The sequence below is a fragment of the Streptomyces sp. NPDC002018 genome (assembly GCF_042890865.1).
Classification (GTDB): domain Bacteria; phylum Actinomycetota; class Actinomycetes; order Streptomycetales; family Streptomycetaceae; genus Streptomyces.
The window spans coordinates 193,231-214,810 of sequence record NZ_JBIASO010000001.1; the positions used below are offsets into that span (position 1 = coordinate 193,231).

Consider the following 21,580-nt stretch of genomic DNA (forward strand, 5'->3'; position numbering starts at 1 on the left):
GGCGCACGGAGCCCGCCCGCCACTGTGCGAGGCTGGGCCGGAGTCCGTGGAGGTGCACGGGCCCGGACGTGAGGTGACGGCGGAAGTGCTCCAGGGGCGGTGGCGCAGGACGGGCGGGGCCCTGCTGCGGGTGACAGTCGTATGGGCGGTGTCCTCGCTGACGATGCTGGTGCTCGCCGGGATCCTGCCGGACTTCCAGCTCCAGTCGGGCGACGGCGAGAGCATCACCAGGATCGCGTACACCGCGGCCTGGGGCGCGGGCGCGTTCGGTCTGCTCAGCGCCCTGGTCTGGCCGCTGCTGGTGCGGGCGCTGCTGCTGGTGCCCGCGCTGGTCCTCGGTCTGCTGGTGTTCTTCCTCAACGGCTCGCTGCTGCTGGTCGCCCTCCGCATCATTCCCGTCGGCCGGGGCGCCGCCAACGCCGAGACGGCGGTGGTGGTCGCCGCCGTGATGTCCGCCGTCGCCTCCGCGACCTCCACCGCGCTCGCGGTCGGGGACGACGACGCCTACCGGCGCAGGCTCTCGCGCCTCGCCGACCGGCGGCGGCGCAGAAGCGGCGAGGACGGCCGGCACGGGGGACAGCCCGGTACGGTCTTCCTCCAGCTCGACGGGGTGGGCCACCGGGTCCTGGAGAACGCCGTCGCCCAGGGGCTGATGCCCTGTGTCGCCTCCTGGCTGGGGGAGAACCCGACCCACCGGCTGACCCCGTGGCGCACCGACTGGTCCAGCCAGACCGGCGCCAGCCAGCTCGGCATCCTGCACGGCACCAACCACGACATCCCCGCCTTCCGCTGGTACGAGAAGGACACCGGCCGGATCATGGTCAGCAACCGGCCCGCGAGCGCCGCCCTGCTCCAGCGCCGGGCCATCGAACACACCGGTGACGGCGGGCTGCTCACCCTCGACGGCGCCAGCCGCGGCAATCTCTTCAGCGGCGGCGCCGACCAGCTCGCCCTGGTGCTCTCGATGGCGGCGCGCCGCGGCAGGGCGAACCGTTCCCGCGCCGGCTACTTCGCGTACTTCTCCGACCCGGCCAACGCCGTCCGTACGGTGGTCTCCTTCGTCGCCGACGTGGGCCGGGAGATAGGCCAGTCGATCCGCGCCCGGCTGCGCGGCGACCGGCCGCGGGTGAGCCGGGGCGGGCTCTATCCGTTCATCCGCGCCTTCGCGACCGTCGTGGAGCGCGATGTGGTGGTCGCGGCGGTGCTGGGGGACATGCTGGCGGGACGGACCGCCGTCTACGCCGACCTGGTCGCGTACGACGAGGTGGCCCACCACTCGGGACCCCACAGCAAGGACGCGGCCCAGGTGCTCCGGCGCCTCGACCGCTCGGTCGGCCTGATCGCCAGGGCCGCCGAGCACGCGCCCCGCACCTACCGGATCGTGCTGCTCTCCGACCACGGCCAGAGCCCGGGAGCGACCTTCGAGGGCGTCTACGGACTCACCCTCAGGGATCTGGTCAGAGCGGGCTGCGGACTGCCCGTACCGCGCAGGGCCCAGCGGACGAGGAGCGGGGCCGAGGCGCGCGACGCCGCCCGGCACGCCGTGCGCTCCGCGCTCCACCGGCCGGACCGGGAGGGGACCGAGGAGACAGGTTCGCCGGGCTCCGACCCGATCGTGCTCGCCTCCGGCAACCTCGGGCTGATCTCCTTTCCCGATGTGCCGGAGCGGATGAGCCGTGAGCAGATAGACCGGCGCCACCCGGCGCTGCTGCGCACCCTGGCGAGCCATCCGGGCATCGGCTTCCTGCTGGTACGGAGCGAGGAGCACGGTTCGGTGGTGCTCGGGCCCGGCGGGGCGGAGGTGCCGGTCGCCGAACTGGACGACACGGGACCGCTCGCCCCCATGGGCCCCGGCGCGGCCGACGCCGTACGGCGCACCGACTCCTTCCCGCATGTCGCCGACATCATGGTCAACTCGGTGTACGACCCGGCGACGGGGCAGGTGCACGCCTTCGAGGAGCAGATCGGCTCGCACGGCGGGCTCGGCGGCGAACAGTCACAGGCCTTCCTGCTGTCACCGCTGGTGCTCTCCGCGCCGGTTCCCGCGGCGATCGAGAGCACCGGGAAGGGCGGCGACGGGGCCCGGGACGGCGGTGAGCTGGTCGGCGCCGAGTGTCTGCACGAGCTGTTCCGACGCTGGCTGCGCGAGGGCGGCGGACCCCAGGTGCCCCTGGGCGTGGTGAACGGCGGCGCGGCGAACGTGTGGTCCGCCGAGGTACAAACCGCCGAGGGCGAGCTGGACTCGGCATAGCGCCGATACCCCATGCGAGCGGTTTCCGCCGGTAGCAGGACGCGCCACGTTGGTACCTGGGCAGAGGACGCATGTCCAGGAGGTCGTGCCCATGTACCATGCCGCGCTCGCTGTCCCCCCTACCGCAGCCGCTCGTGCTGCCGCCGCGCGGCGGGCCGGGCTGGTGACGCTGCTGGTACTGATCGCCTTCCTGGGGACGTCGCTCGCACCGGGCGCCGCGGCGGCGCGGGGCACCGAGCCGCCGCCCCCGGCCTCCGCCACCCGTGAACCGGCGGGCGAGGGGCAGCAGGACACGGCCGAGACCGAACAGACCGCTCCCGGCAGGACGGAGCGGGCCGGCGGGCCACGGGTGTACCCCCCGGCCCACGGCGGACCGCACGGCATGGAGGCCACTCCCTACGCCGGCCGGTGCGCCCCGGCAGGACCGCCGCGCGAACCGGCGTTCCCGCGCTGTGTGGTGCTGCGCTGCTGACAGGTTCCGGCACCGGGTGCGTTCCGCGCACCCCGTGCCCCCAGAACGTCAGCGCTTGCTTCAGCCCCATCTCACAGTGAGGACACAGCCATGCCCATTGACCCCTTCGCCGCACTGAACGCCATGCTGCGCGCCGAGGCCGCCCGCGCCGACGCGACCCGTCGCCGCGCCTCCGGCTCGGGAAGCTCCGCGGACTCGGGAGGATCCGGGAGCTCGGCGAGTTCGGGAGGTTCCACGGGCCCGGGAAGTCCGGCACGACCCGCGGCGGCCGCCGCGCGTCCCGTCGCCGCCGGACGGGACGCCGAGCCCGTAGCGGCCGCGGACCGCCCGGCCCCGGCGAGGAAGTGGAGGATCGGCATCCGCCCGTAGCGAAGCCGCCACGCGGCCGGTCGCGCCCGCCTCCGCGGGGGAGACGCGACCGGCCGTACGGCGGCTGCTGTACGCCACGGCCGGATCAGGCGACGGTCACCTCGTGCCGTACGACGGCGTCGAAGAGATAGCCCTGGGTGTTGTGGACCGCGACCTCGGGCTGGACGCGCCCCGTGCGGTCCGTCGCGCGCGCCAGCAGCACGGCCGTGCCCCGCTCGCGCGGGACCCAGTCGGCGCTCCAGCGGACCCAGCTTCCGTGCCGGGGCGTGTCGCGCAGCCGTGCGCGCCGCCAGTGCGCGCCCCCGTCGGTGCTGATCTCCACCGACCGCACCGGCGCCCCGCCCGACCAGGAGCGTCCCGTCAGCACCTGCCGCCGGCCGGCCGTGACGGTGGCTCCGGGCGCCAGCTCGAAGGCGCTCTTGAGGGTCTGCCGGTCCAGCGGCGCACTGCCCTCGGCCGGATACCCGGGGCCGAACAGCCGGTAGAGCGTGGTGTTCCACGGGCTGTACAGCGGCTCGTCGCTCACCTCGATGTCACCGACCCACTTGATGTTCGAGATACCCACCCAGGACGGCACGATCAGCCGGACCGGATACCCGTGGTCGGCGGGCAGCGGCTCGCCGTTCATCTCGTACGCGAGGAGCACGTCGTCCAGCGCCTTCGCCAGCGGCAGCGGTCTGCGCACCCGGCCCAGGTTCACCCCCTCGCTGACGACCTCGGAGTCGAGGCCGCGCGGCAGGACGTCCACGGCGCCCCGGGCGAGGCCCGCGCGGCGCAGTACGTCGGCCAGCCGTACCCCGCGCCAGCGGGCCACACCGATGGCGCCCAGGGTCCAGGCCGTACCGCTCACCTGCTGGTTCTGCTGGGTGGTGTAGTAACTGCGGCCGTTTCCCGCGCACTCGACGAACGCGGTGCGGGTGACCGACGGGAGCGCGCGCAGATCGTCGTAGCCGAACTCCACGGCGGGTCCGCGCAGTCCGCTGCCCCAGAGCGTCAACGTCCAGTCCTCGGCGGCGATCCGCGGTGTGGCGGTGTGGTTGCGCACGAAGAAGTGACTGGCGGGTGTGAGCACGCCGGTGGAGCGCAGGGCCGCGAAGTTGGTCTCGGCGTTGGTGCCGCGGACGGTGAAGACCTCGGTCGGCAGCGGCTTCACGATGCCCGGCGCGGCCGCGGGTGCAGCGGCGGTGGGCGCACCGGCGGTGGACACGCCGGCCGTCGCGGCTCGGGCCGCCGGGGCCGCGGCCCGTGCGGTCGTGCTCCCCACCGCCGTGAGCGGACCCGCGGCCGAGGCCGCCGCGAGCAGTTTCAGCAGGACGCGGCGTTCGACACCGGCGGAGCGCGCGTGGCCGAGGTGCCACTGGCGCAGCCTGATCCGGTCGTAGGCGGACTCGGAGGGCGGGACGGGGGACATCAGGCGCTCCATGAGGGGGGGAGGGGTCCGTGCGGCGTCGGCAGCGTGGCAGCGGCTCCCTGGCACGTCAACCGCCCTCGGCGCCCCCGGTGTTGCCCCGCACGGCTCGCTCGTACGCGCGCCGCGCCGTCGTGCACACCGGCTCCGACCTGCGGTGGAGCGAGCGGAGCCGGTGTGTTCGCGGGACTCCGGCGGCGGCTCGGGACGCGCGGGTGATTTCATCCGGCCGCAATACAGGGCCGGAGCACGGAGCCGCCGCACAGCGGTGGGGGGGAGGGGCCGTGACCGGCTCCCTCCCCCGCACCGCCCGCCGTACGCGTCAGCGCACCGGAGCGCCGGGGCCGAGCGGGATGCCCGTGGCCCACCAGACGAGGAACAGCGCCGTCCACGCGAGCGTCATGGTGACCGCCAGCGGAAGTGTGTACGAGGCCAGGGTGCCGATGCCCGCGTTCTTGCGGTACCGCTGGAGGAAGCCCAGCGCCATGATGAAGTACGGGCTCATCGGAGTGATCGCCGTCGACCCGGAGTCCGCGATCCGGAACAGCGCCTGGGTCGTCTCGGCGGGCACACTGACGAGCATCAGCATCGGCACCAGAACGGGCGCGGCCAGTGCCCACATCGCGGATCCGCTGGTGACCATCACATTGACCAGTGTCAGCAGCACCAGGATCAGCAGGAACACCAGGACGATCGGCATCCCGCTCTGTTCCAGCGCCTCGGCGGCCCTGACGGCCAGCACATCACCGATGTGTGTCCAGTCGAAGTACGCCAGGAACTGGGCGATCGCGAAGAACAGCACCAGCACCGGCGCCATCTGCTTGACGCCCTCGCCCATCAGCTTCGGCACGTCCCCCGGCGAGCCGATCGAGCCCGAGCGGTAGCCGTACACGGTGCCGACCAGTCCGAAGACCACCGCGACGACCGCCGCGATCCCGTCCAGGAACGGCGAGTCCACGATGCTGCCGCCCTCGCCCCGCAGCGGTGACGCCTGCGGCACCATGACCGCGACCAGCACCACGAGCGTCGCCAGCAGGGTGAGCACCGAGGCGCGCAGCGCCGAGCGTTCGCGCGCGCTGAGGGTGAGCGCGCCGAGGTCTTCGAGATCGGCGTCGGGGTCGGGGTCGAGATCGGGCCGCTTGCTCAGCACGAACCTCGTGACCAGGGTGATGACGGCCGCGAGCAGCACCGACGAGGCGATGTTGAAGAACCAGTTGCTCAGCGGCGAGACATAGGCCGCGTCACCGCCGACGATCCGCGCCGCCGCGGTGGTGATGCCCGCGAAGATGGCGTCGTTGGGTGTGGGTATCGGGCTCGCGTCGTAGCCGGAGGCGATGGCCGTGTAGGCGACGACGATACCGAGGATCGGGGAGCGTCCCACCGCGCGGAAGGCCAGCCCGCCCAGCGGTACGAGGATGATGTACGCGGCGGCCGAGGCGACATGGGCCACGGTGCCCGCGAAGGCGACGGCGAACACCACCCAGGAGGCCGGCACCCGCGAGACGCTGACCCGCATCAGCGCCGCCAGGAAACCGGTGCGTTCGGCCACGGCGACGCCCATGATGACCACGACGATGGTGGCCATCGGCGGGAAGGCCGCGAAGTTCTCGATCATCGTCGAGACGGCCATGGCCAGGCCTTCGCCGCTCAGCAGATTCTGTACCGCGACGGTCTTGTGGTCACTGGGCGAGACCACCGAGACATCGGCCGCGGCCAGCACGGCGCTGACGACCGCGAGCACGGCGGACAGGATCCAGAACAGCCAGAACGGGTGCGGCAGCGCGTTGCCGGCCCGCTCGATGACGGCCATCGCGCGGACGACGCGCGGCAGCCGGGTCTCATCGCCGGGCGGGGCGGGTCTGCCGGGTGGCGCGGGGGTCGATGTGGTCATGGGAGCGGCTCCTTGCTCGGTTCCCGATCGGCGGCACGGGCCTGATCGGCGGGGCTCGGTGACAGGGGGACGGTGACGGTGACGGGGACGCCGTCAGTGACGGGGGGACGACGGCGCGGGGGTGCGGAACGTGCGCAGGAACCGCCACATGACCTCGTGCGCCTCGATGGTCTGGGTGGTGTATCCGCCGCCGCTGTAGCTGTCGGCGCCGGGCCAGGTGTGACCGCCGTCGGTGACCGCGACATGACGGACCTCCGCGCCCCGGTCGCAGCCGCGCCAGCGCGTGACGGTGATGTCGGATCCGGTCACCCGGTCACGCGAGCGCGGCGCACAGCCGTTGTGTCCGGCCCAGCCCGCCACCCAGTCCCGGATCGCGGGGAGTCCCCGGTCGGCGTCACCGGTGTACGGGATGGTCGCGTCACCCGTGCCGTGGAACTCGATGACGGGGACGGGACGCGACGGCTCGCACTCCTCGCCGGTCGGGTACAGGGCGGCGGCGACGGGGGCGATGGCGGCGATCCGGTCCGCCGCGCGGCAGGCGAGCAGGGTGCCGACGAAGCCCGCCCCGTTGGACTTGCCCGTGGCGTACACCCGCCGTTCGTCGACGCAGAGGGTCGCTTCGAGCCGGTCGAGGAGGTCCTCGGTGAACCGGACGTCGTCCACGCCCGCCGCCGCGTACGGCGCGCCCTGCCAGGCCTGCCGGTCGCCGTCCCCGGTGCCGATGACACCGTCGGGATAGACGACCACGGCCGGGAGGGTCGAGAGCTTGGAGAACTCCTCGGTCCCCGCGCCGGTGTTGCCGCGGCCGTGGAAGGCGAGCACCACCGGCCAGTCGCGCTTCTTGGCGTAGTCGTCGGGGAGGTGGAGCTGGTACGTACGGTCACGGCCGCCGCTGCTGATGGTCCGCAGCTCGCTCGTACCGGGCTGCTGGGGGGCGGGCAGCCGGCAGGCGGACTTCGAGGTCCCCTTGGGGGCGTGGGCGGCCACGGGGGCGGCGGTCGCGGCCCCGGTCGCTCCGACGCACAGGACGAGGCTCACGGCGGCTGTCGCCATCCGCTGGAGGGAGTTCATGGCAGGCTCCTTCTGCCGGACGCCTGGGGCGGACGGCTGGACTGGTTTCCGGACAGGGGTGCCCCGTGCGGCGGGGCGGGATCGCGTACCGGACGCCTGACGGCCGGTACGCGACGCGGGCCGCATGACGCGCGGTACAGGACGCGGACATGCGGTGTGCTGTGCGAGTGATGTGCTGTGCGTGTGATGTGCCGTGTGTGGTGCGTGTGGTGTGTCGTGTGCGTTGTGCCGGGTGGTGCCGTGTGGTGCTGTGTGGTGGCTGCCTACGGCACCACGCGCCCCGGGGGGAGGACGGACCGGGCGGGGCGCGCTGCCGTACGCGGGTGGAGCGGCGTCGGAGGCCGTGTCAGACGTCCAGCCACTCCGTGACGAAGGCGACCAGACGGACCACGACGGCGTCGACGACCGCCTGTCCGTCCTCGGCGGTCGCCCGGCGCGGGTCGCCGAGGACGCCGTTGCCGCTGAGCCGGTCGTAGTGGACGGCGAGCGCGGGGTGACTGCCGTGCCGTGAGAGCCGGGGAAGCGGATCGAGCTGGGAGAGGGAGGTCGTACCGGCCTCGAACCGGTCGGTGTGCACCAGATGCGGGGCGAGATGGAGCATCTGCGCGGTCTCCGCCTCGCCGCTGTGGCCGTGCACCTCGCTGACCTCCATCCCGGACACGACGTCCGAGGCGAGCGCGGTGACGGGCGACCAGGCGAACTGGAGATCGGGGTGGGTGGTGAGCAGGTCCTGCGCCACCGTGGCCAGTGTGGCGTTGTTGCCGCCATGGCCGGTCACCACGAGTATCTTCCGCCAGCCGTGCCGGTAGAGGCTTTCCGCGTACTCACGGACCACCGCGGCCAGGGTCGTGGTGGTGAGGGTGACCGTCCCCGCGAAGGCGAGATGGTGCGGGGACACACCGACCGGCACCGGGGGACCGATCACGGCGCGTCCGGCCAGTGCGGCGGCCACCCGGTCGGCCACTCCCTCGGCCCGGACCGTGTCCGTGGCCAGCGGCATACCGGGACCATGCTGTTCGAACGCGCCCGCCGGGATGATCACCACAGGGCTCGCGGTGACCGCCTCGGCGGCCTCCACGGTCGTCATCTCGGCCAGCCGCGTCGGCGTCCGGGCGTTCATCGCGCCACGCCCGTCGCCGTACCGGCCTCTCCGAGCCCGGCTTCTCCGAACCCCGCGGCCCCGGCTCCGCCGTCCCCGGGGCCGGTGTCCGCAGGGCCGGTGTCCGCGTGGCCGCCGCCCGCCGCGCCGCCTGCCGCGCCCGACTCCGGGAAGTCGGCGGTGAGGACCGCCTCACGGATGGACCCAAGGTGCTCCCGGGTCAGCCGCTCGGCCGCCTCGGCGTCTCCGTCCCGTACCGCCTCGAAGATCTCCACATGCTCCGCGTGGTCCCGCGCGCGGTCGTTGTAGCGGTGCCGGATCTCGACCTGCTCGCGCGCCCTGACCTGGAGCAGCGCCTCGACGGCCTCGCGCAGCAGCGCGTTGCCGCTGGCGGCGGCCAGCGCCACATGGAAGTGGGCCGACTGCCGCGGTGACTCCCGCGGCGGACGCAGCGCGTTGGCGGACGCCGCCTCCAGCCGAGCCACGGCCTCCGGCACCCGGGTACGGGCCGCGGCGGCGGCCACGGCGGGTTCCAGGACCAGCCGTGCCTCGACGAGTTCGAGCACCGACTCGCGGCTGCCGCGCGGGAGATGCGGGTTGGCGAGCAGCCGGCGCTCACTGCCGGGGCCGACATAGGTGCCCGAGCCGTGCCGGAACTCCACCACGCCGGTGGCCTCGAGCCTGCGCAGGGCCTCGCGGACCGTGGGCGTGGTGACGTCGAACCGGCGGGCGAGGTCCCGGGAGGACGCCAAGGCGTCCCCGGGAACCAGCCGTTCGGTGCGGATGATCTCGACGATACTGTCCGCGAGATGCTCGGACAGTGACAGTTCACTGCGACTCATGAAGTGAATAGATCACTTGATCTCTTGGGGTGTCAATGGTCGTGACATGAATGATTTTCGGCCAGAGCCGGAGCGATGCTCTCCCGCTCGATCAGGGCCGGCAGCGGCACCTGTACGGTGCGTGGCTCGCCGCCGTCGAGCAGCGCGGCCAGTTCCCGCGCCGCGATCCGGCCGAACGCGACCGTGTCGCGGGAGAGCGCCGTCAGCCAGGGGCGCACCAGCCGGCACAGCGCCGAGTCCTCCCACGAGACGACCGAGACCTCACCGGGCACGGAGAGGCCGAGCTCCGCCGCGACCGCCGCGCCGGCCGCGGCCATCACGTCGTTGTCGTAGATGAGGGCCGTCGGCGCCCCGTCCTCCTCCAGGACCCGGCGGGTCACCGCGGCGCCCTGGGTGTCGGAGTAGTCCGTCGTCACGGAGCGCGCCTCGGCCAGACCGCGCCGGTCGGCCTCGATCCGCAGCGAGCGGATGCGCCGCTCCGTGTGCGCGAGGAAGGGGAGCCCCGCGATATGGACGATCCGCCGGTGGCCCAGCGCGTACAGCCGGTCGACGACGGAGGCCATCGCGCCCGCGTCGTCGGCCCGTACCTGCGAGAGGCCCGGATGCGGACCCGCGTCGCTGTCGGGCAGCGCGCCGATGACGACACCGGGCAGGCCCAGCTCGTCCAGGAGGGCGGGCCGGGGATCGTCGGTCCTCGGGTCCACCACCAGCACCCCGTCCACCCGGTGCTCCGCCCACCAGCGCCGGTAGACCGCGCACTCGGCGTCCATGTCCTCCACCACCTGGAGGAGCAGGCCGAGTTGGCGTTCTGACAGGATCTCCTGGATGCCGGAGATGAGCTGGAGGAAGAACGAGTCCACGCCGAGGGTCGCCGCGGGCCTGGCGAGCACCAGTCCGACCGTGGCGGAGCCCTCGCCGGAGAGCGCCCGTGCCGCGGTGCTGGGCCGCCAGCCGAGCTGTTCGGCGACCCGGCGCACCCGGGCACGTGTCACCTCGGAGACCCCCGGGCGGCCGTTCAGCGCGAAGGAGACGGCGCTCTCCGAGACCCCGGCGCGCTGGGCGATGTCCTTCATGGTCGGCCGGCGTGCCGGAGTACGTCTGCCCGCCGGCGGGTCACCGCCCGGCGGCCGGTTCGCTGCCACCCGTGTGCCTCTCTTTCCCGAACCTTCCGGCCGTACCGGACGAGCCATGTGGACCCTGGACTAATGCGCTTGAGTCCGAGCATCCTAAAGCGCATTAGTCCGTCACACAAGGAAACCGGTCGAACCGCTCTGAGCTGCGATGATGCCGGACCGGCGGGATTTCGGCGGAAGAAACTGTTGACTTCGCCCCGGACACCCACCAAGGTCTGCGGGGAAATAGGCGGCCGACGGCCCGTGGCTCCGGCTCGCCGTCCGCACGCCCCCACCCGAGCAAAGGAGCCGTCACCCGTGCGCATCTCCCGCAGAGCAGTCGCCGTCGCCGCTGTTCTCGCCACCGTCCTGCCGCTCAGCGCCTGCGGCGGAGGAACCGACGCCGAGGAGTCCTCCGACGCCTCGGGCGCCGTCAAGGGCCAGATCAGCTTCCAGACCTGGAACCTCCAGGCGAACTTCAAGGACTACTTCAACGGGGTCATCAGGGACTTCGAGAAGAAGTACCCCGACACGAAGGTGCGGTGGGTCGACCGGCCGGCCGAGGGCTACGCGGACAAGCTCAGCGCGGACGCCGCCGGCGGCACCCTGCCCGATGTCGTCAACATCTCCCCCGACCTGGTGGCCCCGCTGGCGAAGGCCGGGCTCGCGCTCGACCTCGACCAGGACAGGACCGCGGCCGGTTACCGCGGCGAGTATCTGCCGGGCGCCTGGCAGAGCCACCAGATACCGGGCATGGAGGGGACGTACGGCTTCCCCTGGTATCTCAACACCGGCCCGATGTTCTACAACAAGCGCCTCTTCGAGGAGGCCGGGCTCGACCCCGCGAAGCCGCCGACCACCTACGACCAGGTCTTCGAGGACGGACTGAAGCTGGCGAAGCAGAGCGGCGGCAAGATCGCCACCCTCGCCCAGGTGCCCACCATCGAGGACTTCGGCCGCTACGGCGTCCAGCTCATGAACAAGGCGGGCACCGCCTTCGCGTTCAACGACGCCAAGGGGGTGGAGCTGCTCACCCGCTACAAGGAGCTGTTCGACGCCAAGGCGCTCGACCCGCAGGCGCTCACCGCGACCCCCGAGACCTCGGGCGCCAAGTTCCTCACCGAGTCCGTGGCCATGAACCCCGGCAGCGCGCTGGACCTGGAGAACTTCAAGAAGCAGGCCCCGACGCTCTACAAGAACATCGGCATCACCGACCAGGTCACCAGCACCGGCAAGGTCAACATGTATGTCATGGGCGTGATGGTCAACTCCCGGACCAAGGAGAAGCCGGCCGCCGTGGCGTTCGCCCACTTCGTGACCGACGCGACCCGCCAGATGTCGTTCGCCAAGCAGGTCGCCATCTTCCCCAGCACCAAGGGATCCCTGGACGACCCGTACTTCACCGAGGAGGACGGCACCGACGAGACCCGGGTCCGGGTCGCCGCCGCCAAGTCCCTCAAGAACGCGGTCAACTACACGCCGGTCCTGTTCAGCGAGCAGATGAAGACCGAACTGCGCAACCAGGTGGCGAAGGCGCTGCAAGGAAAGCAGAGCCCCCAGGAGGCGCTGGACCGCGCCGTCGAGGCCTGCGACAAGCTGCTCAAGCAGAGCTGAGTCGAGCACCATGAAGAGCACCACCGCCCCCGGGGCGTATGCCCCGGACTCCGCCGCGGCGGGGCCCGCACCCCGGAGCCCCGGCTCCGGCCGTGGGCCCCACCGCGGGCCGGGCCGCGCCGTCCGCCGTCAACTCCCCTTCATTCCGTGGCTGTTCGCCGCGCCGGGGCTGCTGATCGTCGGCGCGTTCAGCCTCTATCCGTTCCTCAGCACCCTGGTGAACTCCTTCACCGACCGGCGGACCCTGATCCCCGGCCGTTATGTGGGACTCGCCAACTTCCGTGAGCTGGTCCACGACGAGATGTTCTGGATCGGTCTGCGCAACAGCACGCTGTACGTCGTCGGCGTCGTGCCCGCCCTGGTCGTCCTGCCGCTGCTGCTGGCCCTGCTCGTCCAGCGGCACATCCCCGGCATCACCTTCTTCCGCTCCGCCTTCTACACCCCCGTCGTCGCCTCGATCGTCGTGGTCGGGCTGATCTGGGTGTGGATGCTGGACGACCGGGGGCTGGTCAACTCCGTACTGGAGGCCGTGGGAATCGGCACGATCGGCTTTCTCAGCGATCAGTGGCTGCTGCTGTTCAGCGCGATGGCCGTCACGGTCTGGAAGGGCCTCGGCTACTACATGATCATCTATCTGGCCGCGCTGGCCAACGTACCGCGCGAGCTGCACGAGGCCGCCGCCGTGGACGGGGCGGGAGCCGTACGCCGCTTCGTCACCGTGACCGTCCCCGCCGTCCGTTCCACCATGGTCCTCGTCGGGGCGCTCTCCTCGGTCGCGGCCTTCAAGGTGTTCTCCGAGGTCTATCTGATGGCGGGACCCAGCGGCGGCCCCGCGGGCGAGGACACCACCCTGGTGATGCTCGTCCAGCGCGTCGGAACCGGACTGACCGGCCGGGTCGGCTACGCCTCCGCCATCTCCGTGGTGGTCTTCGCCGTCACGGTGGCCCTGATGCTGCTGGTGCTGCGCGCCGACCGCAAGGAGGACGCGTGAGCTTCCCGACGAACACGACCACGACCACGACCACGACCACGAACACGACCACGAACACGAGCACGACGACGGACACGGACACCCGCACGGCCACCGGCACCCGCCCGGCCGCGGCCGCGCGGCCGAACAGGCCCCCCGGCCGCTTCACCGACGCCGACGGGCGGCGTATCGCGCCCTGGCAGCTCGTGCTGCGCTATGTCCTGCTGCTCGCCGTACTGGCCCTGATGGTCGGGCCGTTCCTGTGGCAGTTGTCCACCTCGCTCAAGGGCCCGCACGAGAACATCTTCAGCTCCCCGCCGACGTTCTTCCCGAGCGATCCGACGCTGGACAACTACAGCCGGGTCGCCCACACCATCCCCGTCTGGGAGTACGCGTTCAACTCGCTCAAGGTCGCCTCGGCCAATGTGGTCACCAACTGCGTCGGTGCCGCGCTGGCCGGCTACGCGCTGGCCCGGATGCGCTACCGCGGACGCCGGGCGGCGACCCTGGCGTTCATCCTCGCCATGCTGGTCCCCGTCGAGGGCATCATCATCGCCCAGTTCACCACCATGCGGGAACTCGGTCTCAACAACACCCTGCTCGGGGTCGTGCTGCCCGGATCCATCGGCGCGCTCAACGTGCTGCTGATGCGCAACGCCTTTCTCAATCTCCCGCAGGAGGTGGAGGAGGCGGCCTATGTCGACGGAGCCAATGTCTGGCAGCGGTTCCTCCGGATCGCGCTTCCCTCGGTCAAGGGCACGCTCGCCGTGGTGGCGATCTTCGCCTTCATGGGCGCCTGGGACGACTTCCTCTGGCCGCTGATCGTGCTCAGCGACCCGGAGAACTTCACCCTGACCATCGGACTGAACTATCTGCACGGCACGTTCGCGAACGACGAGCGGCTGGTCGCGGCGGGCACGGTCATCGCCGTCCTCCCGCTCATCACGCTCTTCGCCTGTCTCCAGCGCTACTTCTTCCGGGGCGTCGGCGAGGGCGCCGTCAAGGGCTGACGACCGCGACGGCCGACACCGCGACGGCCGACACCGCGACGGCCGACACCGCCACGGCCCCGGCCGGGGGACCGGCGGACATCCGCACCACAGAACCAGGACAACGTTGCCAGTATGAGCACTTCCGCGCCGCGCTTCGGCGTCAACTACACACCCAGCCAGGGCTGGTTCCACCACTGGCTGGACTTCGATCCCGACGCCGTGCGCGCGGATCTGGACTCCGTCGCCGCACTCGGCCTCGACCACATCCGGGTCTTTCCGCTCTGGCCGCTCTTCCAGCCCAACCGCACGCTGATCAGGCCCCGCGCCGTCGAGCAGCTCGTCCAGCTTGTCGACGCGGCGGCCGAACGAGGACTGGACGTCAATGTCGACGGACTCCAGGGCCATCTGTCGAGCTTCGACTTCCTGCCCGCCTGGACGCGGACCTGGCACCGCAGGAACATCTTCACCGACAACGATGTCGTCGCCGGACAGGCCGAGTACCTGCGCACGCTCGCCGCCGCGCTCGCCGACCGCCCCAACTTCATCGGGATGACGATCGGCAACGAGATCAACCAGTTCTCCGGGCCGCCGCACCCCGATCCCGACCCCCTCACCCCGGAACAGGCGGCCGGCTGGCTCCGCCGGCTGCTGGACGCCTGCGAGGAGGGGGCGCCCGGCAAGCTCCATCTGCACGCCGAGTACGACGCCGCCTGGTACCAGGACGGGCACGCCTTCACCCCGGCGCACGCCGCCAGGATCGGCGCCGTCACCGCCGTGCACTCCTGGGTGTTCAACGGCACCGCCCAGCGGTACGGCCGTACCGGCACCGCCACCGAGCACCACGCCGCGTATCTGATCGAACTGTCCAAGGCCTGGGCGCTCGAACCCCACCGGCCGGTCTGGCTCCAGGAGGTCGGCGCCCCCGCGCCGGTGATCCCGGCCGAGCACGCCGCCGCGTTCACCGAGGCGACCGTGGCCAACGCGCTGGACTGCGCCGATGTCTGGGGCATCACCTGGTGGTGCTCGCACGACGTGTCGCGCTCGCTCGCCGACTTCCCCGAGCTGGAGTACGGCCTCGGTCTGCTCACCAACGACCGGCGGGTCAAGCCGGCCGGACAGGCCCTCGCGCGGATCGTCGAGGAGTGGCGCGGCAGGCCGTACGCGCCCGCGGTCCGCACCACCGCGCTGGTCGTGGCCGGGGACGGTACGGGACAGGACGGTACGGGACAGGACGGTACGGGACAGGACGGTACGGGGGAGGGCACCGGGGACGGCTGGAGCGCGCCCGCCCGTGCCGCCTGCGGCCCCGGCGGAGCGTTCTTCGAGGCCTTCGCCCGGCTCACCGCGGACGGGGTCCGTCCCACCGTGGTTCTTGCGGGCCGGGCCGAGGACAAGGAGCATCTGGCGGTGCGAGGTATCACCGAGGTCGTCCACCCGGACCAGGTGGCATGACCCCGGGACACCCTCGCGCAGCCCGTAGCCCGTAGCCCGTAGCCCACGACCCTGTCCCCGTCCCCCGTCACCGCCGGCCCCGCACCCACCGCACTCTCACGCACATCAGGAGCGTTCTCACATGCACGACGACCGCAGCCTGGTCGAAGGCCGCCTCAAGCGGGTCCTCGACGAGCGCATCCGGCCCGCCGTATACCCCGAATCCGTACCGCTCGACATCGCCGTCTGGACCGCGCCGGGGGAACCCGTACCCGTCGAGGAGGGCCTCGCGGGCCTCACCGAACCGATCGCGGTCGGCGACCGCTGGGGCGCCCCCTGGGGCACGAGCTGGTTCCGGGTCTCCGGAACCGTCCCCGAGCACTGGGCCGGCCGCACCGTGGAGGCGCTGCTCGACCTCGGGTTCGACGAGAACATGCCGGGATTCCAGTGCGAGGGCCTCGTCTACCGGCCCGACGGCTCCCCGGTGAAGGGCCTCAACCCCCGCAACCAGTGGGTGCGGATCGGTGCGCCCGTGGCGGGCGGCGAGGAGGTGCTGCTGCACATCGAGGCCGCGTCCAACCCCGTGATCCTCGACTACCACCCCTTCCTGCCGACCACGCTCGGCGACAAGGAGACCGCGGGCACCGAACCGCAGTACACCCTCGCCCGGATGGATCTCGCCGTCTTCGACGAGACCGTGTGGCAGCTCGTCCAGGACCTGGAGGTGCTCGGGGAGCTGATGACCGAGCTGCCCGTGGACGGCGCCCGCCGCTGGGAGATCCTGCGCGCCATGAGCCGCGCGCTCGACGCGGTCGATCTCCAGGACGTCAACGGCACCGCGGCCGCCGCCCGCGAGCGGCTCGCCGGGGTGCTGGCCACCCCCGCGCCGTCGACGGCGCACCGCATCAGCGCGGTCGGCCACGCGCACATCGACTCGGCCTGGCTCTGGCCGCTGCGCGAGACGGTCCGCAAGGTCGCCCGCACGACGGCCAATATGACCGCCCTGCTGGAGGACGAGCCCGAGTTCGTCTTCGCGATGTCGCAGGCGCAGCAGTTCGCCTGGATCAAGGAGCACCGCCCCGAGGTCTACGCCAAGGTCAAGAAGGCCGTGGCGGAGGGCCGGTTCGTACCGGCCGGCGGCATGTGGGTGGAGTCCGACACCAATATGCCCGGCTCCGAGGCGATGGCCAGGCAGTTCGTCCATGGAAAGCGCTTCTTCCTCGACGAGTTCGGCATCGAGAACGACGAGGCGTGGCTGCCCGACACCTTCGGCTTCGCCGCGGGACTGCCGCAGATCATCAAGGCCGCCGGGTCCAAGTGGCTGCTGACCCAGAAGATCTCCTGGAGCAAGATCAACAAATTCCCGCACCACACCTTCCACTGGGAGGGCATCGACGGGACCCGGATCTTCACCCACTTCCCGCCCGTCGACACCTACAACTGCTCGATGACGGGCGAGCAGATCGCCCATGCCGCCCGGAACTTCAAGGAGAAGGGGGTCGCCAGGCACTCCCTCGCGCCGACCGGCTGGGGCGACGGAGGCGGCGGCACCACCCGCGAGATGATCGCCAAGGCCACCCGTCTGCGCAGCCTCGAAGGCTCCGCGACGGTCGAGTGGGAGACCCCCGGCGCCTTCTTCGCCAAGGCCGAGGCGGAGCACCCCAGTCCGCCGGTCTGGGTCGGTGAGCTGTATCTGGAGCTCCACCGCGCCACCCTCACCAGCCAGGCCAGGACCAAGCAGGGCAACCGGCGCAGCGAGCACCTGCTGCGCGAGGCCGAGCTGTGGGCCGCCACGGCGGCGGTCAGGACCGGTGCCGCGTACCCGTACGAGCGGCTCGACCGGATCTGGAAGACGGTGCTGCTGCACCAGTTCCACGACATCCTGCCCGGCTCGTCCATCGCCTGGGTGCACCGCGAGGCCGCGCGCACCTACGCGCACGTCGCCGAGGAGCTGAACGGGATCATCGACTCGGCGCAGCGCGCCCTGGCGGGTGACCCCGGGAGCCCCACGGCCCTGCTCTTCAACTCCGCGCCGCACGCGCGCGGCGGAGTCGCGGCGGGCGCGGCGGGACCGGCTACCGGTGGCGGCGGCGCCGAGGTGCTGCCGCGCGAGGGCGGCGGCCATGTCCTCAGCAACGGCCTGCTGGAGGTCGAGCTGGACAGCCGCGGACTGGTGGTGTCGGTGTACGACATCAGCGCGGAGCGGGAGGCCGTCGCCCCCGGTGAGGCGGCCAACCTCCTCCAGATACACCCCGACTTCCCGAACCAGTGGGACGCCTGGGACGTGGACGCGTTCTACCGGAACACCGTCACCGATCTCACCGACCTCGACGAACTCACGCCGGTCGAGGGCACCGGGGCCGCCACCGTGCGTCTCGTGCGCACCTTCGGCACCTCGAAGGTCACCCAGCTTCTGACCCTCGCGCCGGGGGTCAAGCGGCTGGACATCGAGACCGAGGTCGACTGGCACGAGACCGAGAAGTTCCTGAAGGCCGCGTTCCCGCTGGATGTGCACGCCGAGCGGTACGCCTCGGAGACCCAGTTCGGCCATGTCTACCGGGCCACCCACACCAACACGAGCTGGGAGGCGGCCAAGTTCGAGGCCTGCAACCACCGCTTCGTCCATCTGGAGGAGCCGGGCTGGGGCGTCGCGCTCGTGAACGACTCGACGTACGGACACGACGTGACCCGTACGGTCCGCGCGTCGGACGCCGGTACGACCACCACGGTGCGCGTCTCGTTGCTGCGCGCGCCGCGCTTCCCCGACCCGGAGACCGACCAGGGCGTGCACCGCTTCCGGCACGCCCTGGCCCCCGGCGCGTCCATCGGCGACGCGGTCCGCGAGGGCTACCGGATCAATCTGCCGGAGCGCAGGGTCGCCGGGGACACCGAGGTGGCACCGCTGGTGACCGTCGACAACGACGCCGTCGTCGTGAGCGCGGTGAAGCTGGCGGACGACGGGAGCGGCGATCTGGTCGTACGGCTCTACGAGTCGACCGGCGGCCGGGCCAGGGCGCGCGTCGGGCTGGGCTTCGAGGCCACCGGGCTCGACGTGACCGATCTGCTGGAACGCCCGTTGCCGGACGCCGGAAGGCCGGAGCACGGGGAGCGGCCCGAGCTGACGGACGGCGCCGTACGGCTGTCGCTCCGCCCGTTCGAACTGGTCACCCTGCGACTGACCCGCGGCTGACCCGCGACTGACCCGCGTCGGCCGAGCGGACCGGGCGAACACGGGGGCGGGCGCCACGACCACACGGCGCCCGCCCCAACGCGCCCCCGGGCCCCCGAGCGGTCCCGCCTCCCGCGGCCCCGGGCCGCCGGGGCCGCTCATCGGGCCTCTGGCTCGCGGGCGTCGGGGGCCGGGCCCAGGGCCTGGGCGGCGACGAGATGCAGGAAGTCCCGTTCGTTCCCCGCCAGGCCGGCCGCGCTCAGCGCCTCGTCCGCCTCGGCGAGGGGAGCCGCCAGCAGCGGGGCGGCCGCCGGCGAGGCCCGCGAGGGATCGTCCAGGACCGCCCGGACGGCCGCCATGAGCCGCAGATAGGCCTGGGCCGCGGTGCACTCGCTCGCCGCGCCGGACGCGCTGGACGTGGTGGTGGTCATACCGGCTTCCTCCCCATGGATCTGTCGGACCATCAAGTCTTGTCCATGGGTCTGACAATCGGCGGCCGCGGCGGGGGGTCGCAGCGCGGCCCCGCGCGGTACGGCACGGCGACCGGGGCAGGCGCGGCACACGACGTATCGTCGGCGCGTCGCCGCCCGTCCCGTAAGGAGCCCCCGCCCATGGCCACCCGACCGCTCTCACAGCAGGAGACCGAGGCACGGCTGCGCGATCTCCCCGGCTGGTCCCTGACGGACCGCCGGCTCACCCGCACCTTCCGCCTCGACAGCCATTTCGCGGCGGCCGCCCTGGTCGTCCATATCGCGGGGATCCAGGAGGAGTTGAACCATCACTCCGATCTGACCCTGGGTTACCACAGCGTCGTGCTCGCCGTGCACACCCATGACGCGGGCGGCGCGGTCACCGCGAAGGACTTCGCCCTCGCACGGCGCGTCGAGGAGATTGCCCCGGCACACGGCGCGAACTGATCGGTGCGGCGACAGACCGCCCCTCCGGTGCATTTACGCTGGTGACCATGGACGTACTCGCCGGACTCCTCGACGGACCGCGGGCCCGGGGGGCTTTTCTGCTGCGCATGGTGATGGAGCCGCCGTGGTCCGTCCGGATCGAGGACCACGCCCCGCTCTGTCTGATGTGCGTCACCCGCGGCGAGGCGTGGATCGTCCCCGACGGCGGCGGGGAGCCGGTGCTGCTGCGCCCGGGGGATGTCGCGGTCGCCCGCGGCCCCGAGCCGTACATCACCGCGGACAGCCCGGGGACCGCGCCCCGCGCCCTGATCGGTCCCGGGGGCGTCTGCCACACGCTGGAGGGCGAGCCGCTCGCCCAGTCGATGCACCTCGGCGTGCGGACCTGGGGGAACGCCCCCGACGGCGGCACCACCGTGCTGATCGGTACGTACCAGATGGACGGCGAGGTCAGCAGACGGCTGCTCGACGCCCTGCCCTCGCTGCTCCACCTCTCCACCGACGCGTGGAACGGTCCCCTGATGCCGGTCCTCGACGACGAGATCTCCCGCGACGAACCCGGCCAGGGAGTGGTGCTCGACCGGGTGCTGGACCTGATGCTGATAGCCGTGCTCCGGGCGTGGTTCTCGCGCCCCGACGCGGAGGCTCCCGGCTGGTACCGCGCCATGGCCGACCCGGCGGTCGGCAACGCCCTGCGCCTGCTCCAGAACGAACCGGCCCGCCCCTGGACCGTCGCCACTCTCGCCGCCGCGGTGGGTGTCTCCCGGGCCGGACTCGCGCGCCGGTTCACCGAACTCGTCGGGGAGCCCCCGATGGCGTATCTCACCGGCTGGCGGCTCGCCCTCGCCGCCGATCTGCTGCGAGGGACGGACGCGACGGTCGAGTCGGTGGCCAGGAAGGTCGGCTACAGCGGCTCGTTCGCGCTGAGCGCCGCCTTCAAGCGGGTACGCGGCGTCAGCCCCCAGGAGTACCGCGCGGGCGCCCCGGGCGCCGCCGCCGCCGGTGCGCAGCGAGGGTGACGCCGTGCAGCGAGGGTGACGCCGTACAGCGGGGGGCGCCGCCGGCCCGAGCGGGCGGGCGGCGCCGTGGAGGTGTCTCCGTACGCGGGACGTGACCCGCGTCAGACCGTCAGGCGTTGAACGTGGCCGGGTCCGGGCCCAGACGCCTGCCCTCGTCCAGCGCGGCGAACGCCGCGAGGTCGTCCGCGTCCAGCTCGAAGCCGAAGACGTCGATGTTCTCCTGGATCCGGGACGGGGTCACGGACTTGGGGATGACCACATGCCCGAGCTGGAGGTGCCAGCGCAGCACCACCTGCGCCGGGGTCCTGTCGTGCTTGCGCGCGACCGCCACCACCGTCGGGACCTCCAGCAGCCCCTTGCCCTGGCCCAGCGGCGACCAGGCCTCGGTGGTGATGGAGTGCTCGGTGTGGAAGGCGCGGGACTCGGCCTGGGGGAGCTGGGGGTGCAGCTCGATCTGATTGACGGCGGGGACCACGGAGGTCTCGCCGATCAGCCGCTCCAGGTGTGCGGGAAGGAAGTTCGAGACACCGATGGACCGGGCGCGCCCGTCCGCGTGGATCTTCTCGAACGCCCTGTACGTGTCGACATAGGCGTCGGCCCCCGGCCGCGGCCAGTGGATGAGATAGAGGTCGACGTAGTCCAGGCCGAGCTTCTCCAGCGAGGCGTCGAAGGCGCGCAGGGTCGAGTCGTACCCCTGGTCGCCGTTCCTCAGCTTGGTGGTGACGAAGAGTTCCTCCCGGGCGATCCCGGAGGCGGCGATGGCCTGGCCCGTGCCCTCTTCGTTGCCGTAGGCGGCGGCCGTGTCGATGCTCCGGTAGCCGGACTCCAGGGCGACGGCGACAGCCTTCACCGCCTCGGCGTCCGGTACCTGCCAGACCCCGAAGCCGAGCTGGGGCATCTCGATGCCGTTGTTGAGGGTGAGGGTGGGGACCTTGCTCACGAGCGGTCGATCCTAA

The 21,580-nt window shown here is 72.1% G+C and carries 17 protein-coding genes; 9 read left to right on the forward strand and 8 right to left on the reverse strand.

Features of this window, described 5'->3' with window-relative positions:
• The first annotated feature begins 85 nt into the window (after nucleotides 1-85).
• Nucleotides 86-2,251: an alkaline phosphatase family protein gene (locus ACFYYH_RS00875; RefSeq protein WP_388545250.1), complete on the forward strand. Its 2,166-nt coding sequence runs from the start codon at nucleotides 86-88 to the stop codon at nucleotides 2,249-2,251.
• Nucleotides 2,252-2,342: 91 nt separating this feature from the next.
• Complete coding sequence (locus tag ACFYYH_RS00880) at nucleotides 2,343-2,723, forward strand: hypothetical protein (RefSeq protein ID WP_388544068.1); 381 nt, start codon at nucleotides 2,343-2,345, stop codon at nucleotides 2,721-2,723.
• A gap of 454 nt (nucleotides 2,724-3,177) precedes the next feature.
• Here ACFYYH_RS00880 and ACFYYH_RS00885 read toward each other — a convergent pair whose 3' ends face one another.
• From ACFYYH_RS00885 to ACFYYH_RS00910, 6 genes are all read right to left on the reverse strand, one after another.
• On the reverse strand, nucleotides 3,178-4,503 hold the full coding sequence (locus ACFYYH_RS00885; RefSeq protein WP_388544071.1) for a sulfite oxidase: 1,326 nt from the start codon (nucleotides 4,501-4,503) through the stop codon (nucleotides 3,178-3,180).
• A 319-nt stretch (nucleotides 4,504-4,822) separates the two neighbouring features.
• The gene (locus ACFYYH_RS00890; protein ID WP_388544074.1) at nucleotides 4,823-6,391 is read right to left on the reverse strand and encodes an AbgT family transporter; all 1,569 of its coding nucleotides are present in this window, start codon (nucleotides 6,389-6,391) and stop codon (nucleotides 4,823-4,825) included.
• Between the two features lie 93 nt (nucleotides 6,392-6,484).
• A complete protein-coding gene (locus ACFYYH_RS00895) occupies nucleotides 6,485-7,462 on the reverse strand; it encodes an alpha/beta hydrolase family esterase (RefSeq protein ID WP_388544076.1) in 978 nt (325 codons plus the stop codon).
• Nucleotides 7,463-7,808: 346 nt separating this feature from the next.
• Complete coding sequence (locus ACFYYH_RS00900; protein WP_388544079.1) at nucleotides 7,809-8,582, reverse strand: creatininase family protein; 774 nt, start codon at nucleotides 8,580-8,582, stop codon at nucleotides 7,809-7,811.
• The gene (locus tag ACFYYH_RS00905; RefSeq protein WP_388544082.1) at nucleotides 8,579-9,403 is read right to left on the reverse strand and encodes a FadR/GntR family transcriptional regulator; all 825 of its coding nucleotides are present in this window, start codon (nucleotides 9,401-9,403) and stop codon (nucleotides 8,579-8,581) included. Before ACFYYH_RS00905 ends, ACFYYH_RS00900 begins: the two co-directional genes overlap by 4 nt.
• A 32-nt stretch (nucleotides 9,404-9,435) precedes the next feature.
• Nucleotides 9,436-10,476 carry a LacI family DNA-binding transcriptional regulator gene (locus ACFYYH_RS00910; RefSeq protein ID WP_388544085.1) on the reverse strand — a complete coding sequence of 347 codons (1,041 nt, stop codon included), beginning with the start codon at nucleotides 10,474-10,476 and terminating at the stop codon, nucleotides 9,436-9,438.
• A gap of 357 nt (nucleotides 10,477-10,833) precedes the next feature.
• On the opposite strand from ACFYYH_RS00910, the gene ACFYYH_RS00915 reads away from it, so the two are divergent.
• From ACFYYH_RS00915 to ACFYYH_RS00935, 5 genes are all read left to right on the forward strand, one after another.
• On the forward strand, nucleotides 10,834-12,129 hold the full coding sequence (locus ACFYYH_RS00915; RefSeq protein ID WP_388544088.1) for an ABC transporter substrate-binding protein: 1,296 nt from the start codon (nucleotides 10,834-10,836) through the stop codon (nucleotides 12,127-12,129).
• Nucleotides 12,130-12,139: 10 nt separating this feature from the next.
• The gene (locus ACFYYH_RS00920; protein WP_388544090.1) at nucleotides 12,140-13,120 is read left to right on the forward strand and encodes a carbohydrate ABC transporter permease; all 981 of its coding nucleotides are present in this window, start codon (nucleotides 12,140-12,142) and stop codon (nucleotides 13,118-13,120) included.
• A 167-nt stretch (nucleotides 13,121-13,287) separates the two neighbouring features.
• A complete protein-coding gene (locus ACFYYH_RS00925) occupies nucleotides 13,288-14,109 on the forward strand; it encodes a carbohydrate ABC transporter permease (RefSeq protein ID WP_388545253.1) in 822 nt (273 codons plus the stop codon).
• Nucleotides 14,110-14,223: 114 nt separating this feature from the next.
• Complete coding sequence (locus ACFYYH_RS00930) at nucleotides 14,224-15,543, forward strand: glycosyl hydrolase (protein WP_388544094.1); 1,320 nt, start codon at nucleotides 14,224-14,226, stop codon at nucleotides 15,541-15,543.
• Nucleotides 15,544-15,664: 121 nt separating this feature from the next.
• Nucleotides 15,665-18,712 carry an alpha-mannosidase gene (locus ACFYYH_RS00935; protein WP_388544097.1) on the forward strand — a complete coding sequence of 1,016 codons (3,048 nt, stop codon included), beginning with the start codon at nucleotides 15,665-15,667 and terminating at the stop codon, nucleotides 18,710-18,712.
• Nucleotides 18,713-18,849: 137 nt separating this feature from the next.
• On the opposite strand, the gene ACFYYH_RS00940 is transcribed toward ACFYYH_RS00935, so the two are convergent.
• Nucleotides 18,850-19,122 (reverse strand): hypothetical protein, encoded by a 273-nt coding sequence (locus ACFYYH_RS00940; RefSeq protein WP_388544099.1) that lies wholly within the window; start codon nucleotides 19,120-19,122, stop codon nucleotides 18,850-18,852.
• A gap of 180 nt (nucleotides 19,123-19,302) precedes the next feature.
• Between ACFYYH_RS00940 and ACFYYH_RS00945 the strand changes: the two genes are divergently transcribed.
• Both ACFYYH_RS00945 and ACFYYH_RS00950 read left to right on the forward strand, forming a co-directional pair.
• Nucleotides 19,303-19,608: a 4a-hydroxytetrahydrobiopterin dehydratase gene (locus tag ACFYYH_RS00945; protein WP_388544102.1), complete on the forward strand. Its 306-nt coding sequence runs from the start codon at nucleotides 19,303-19,305 to the stop codon at nucleotides 19,606-19,608.
• A 47-nt stretch (nucleotides 19,609-19,655) separates the two neighbouring features.
• Nucleotides 19,656-20,624: an AraC family transcriptional regulator gene (locus ACFYYH_RS00950; protein ID WP_388544105.1), complete on the forward strand. Its 969-nt coding sequence runs from the start codon at nucleotides 19,656-19,658 to the stop codon at nucleotides 20,622-20,624.
• Between the two features lie 109 nt (nucleotides 20,625-20,733).
• On the opposite strand, the gene ACFYYH_RS00955 is transcribed toward ACFYYH_RS00950, so the two are convergent.
• Nucleotides 20,734-21,564 carry an aldo/keto reductase gene (locus ACFYYH_RS00955; protein WP_388544108.1) on the reverse strand — a complete coding sequence of 277 codons (831 nt, stop codon included), beginning with the start codon at nucleotides 21,562-21,564 and terminating at the stop codon, nucleotides 20,734-20,736.
• Between the last annotated feature and the right edge of the window lie 16 nt (nucleotides 21,565-21,580).

Excerpts from the sequence above, each read along its gene's own strand:
- ACFYYH_RS00885 (WP_388544071.1), bottom strand. The coding sequence starts at position 4,503 with ATGTCCCCCGTCCCGCCCTCCGAGTCCGCCTACGACCGGATCAGGCTG.
- ACFYYH_RS00895 (WP_388544076.1), bottom strand. The coding sequence starts at position 7,462 with ATGAACTCCCTCCAGCGGATGGCGACAGCCGCCGTGAGCCTCGTCCTG.
- ACFYYH_RS00920 (WP_388544090.1), top strand. The coding sequence starts at position 12,140 with ATGAAGAGCACCACCGCCCCCGGGGCGTATGCCCCGGACTCCGCCGCG.
- ACFYYH_RS00900 (WP_388544079.1), bottom strand. The coding sequence starts at position 8,582 with ATGAACGCCCGGACGCCGACGCGGCTGGCCGAGATGACGACCGTGGAG.
- ACFYYH_RS00890 (WP_388544074.1), bottom strand. The coding sequence starts at position 6,391 with ATGACCACATCGACCCCCGCGCCACCCGGCAGACCCGCCCCGCCCGGC.
- ACFYYH_RS00905 (WP_388544082.1), bottom strand. The coding sequence starts at position 9,403 with ATGAGTCGCAGTGAACTGTCACTGTCCGAGCATCTCGCGGACAGTATC.
- ACFYYH_RS00880 (WP_388544068.1), top strand. The coding sequence starts at position 2,343 with ATGTACCATGCCGCGCTCGCTGTCCCCCCTACCGCAGCCGCTCGTGCT.
- ACFYYH_RS00945 (WP_388544102.1), top strand. The coding sequence starts at position 19,303 with ATGGCCACCCGACCGCTCTCACAGCAGGAGACCGAGGCACGGCTGCGC.
- ACFYYH_RS00910 (WP_388544085.1), bottom strand. The coding sequence starts at position 10,476 with ATGAAGGACATCGCCCAGCGCGCCGGGGTCTCGGAGAGCGCCGTCTCC.
- ACFYYH_RS00935 (WP_388544097.1), top strand. The coding sequence starts at position 15,665 with ATGCACGACGACCGCAGCCTGGTCGAAGGCCGCCTCAAGCGGGTCCTC.
- ACFYYH_RS00950 (WP_388544105.1), top strand. The coding sequence starts at position 19,656 with ATGGACGTACTCGCCGGACTCCTCGACGGACCGCGGGCCCGGGGGGCT.
- ACFYYH_RS00940 (WP_388544099.1), bottom strand. The coding sequence starts at position 19,122 with ATGACCACCACCACGTCCAGCGCGTCCGGCGCGGCGAGCGAGTGCACC.
- ACFYYH_RS00930 (WP_388544094.1), top strand. The coding sequence starts at position 14,224 with ATGAGCACTTCCGCGCCGCGCTTCGGCGTCAACTACACACCCAGCCAG.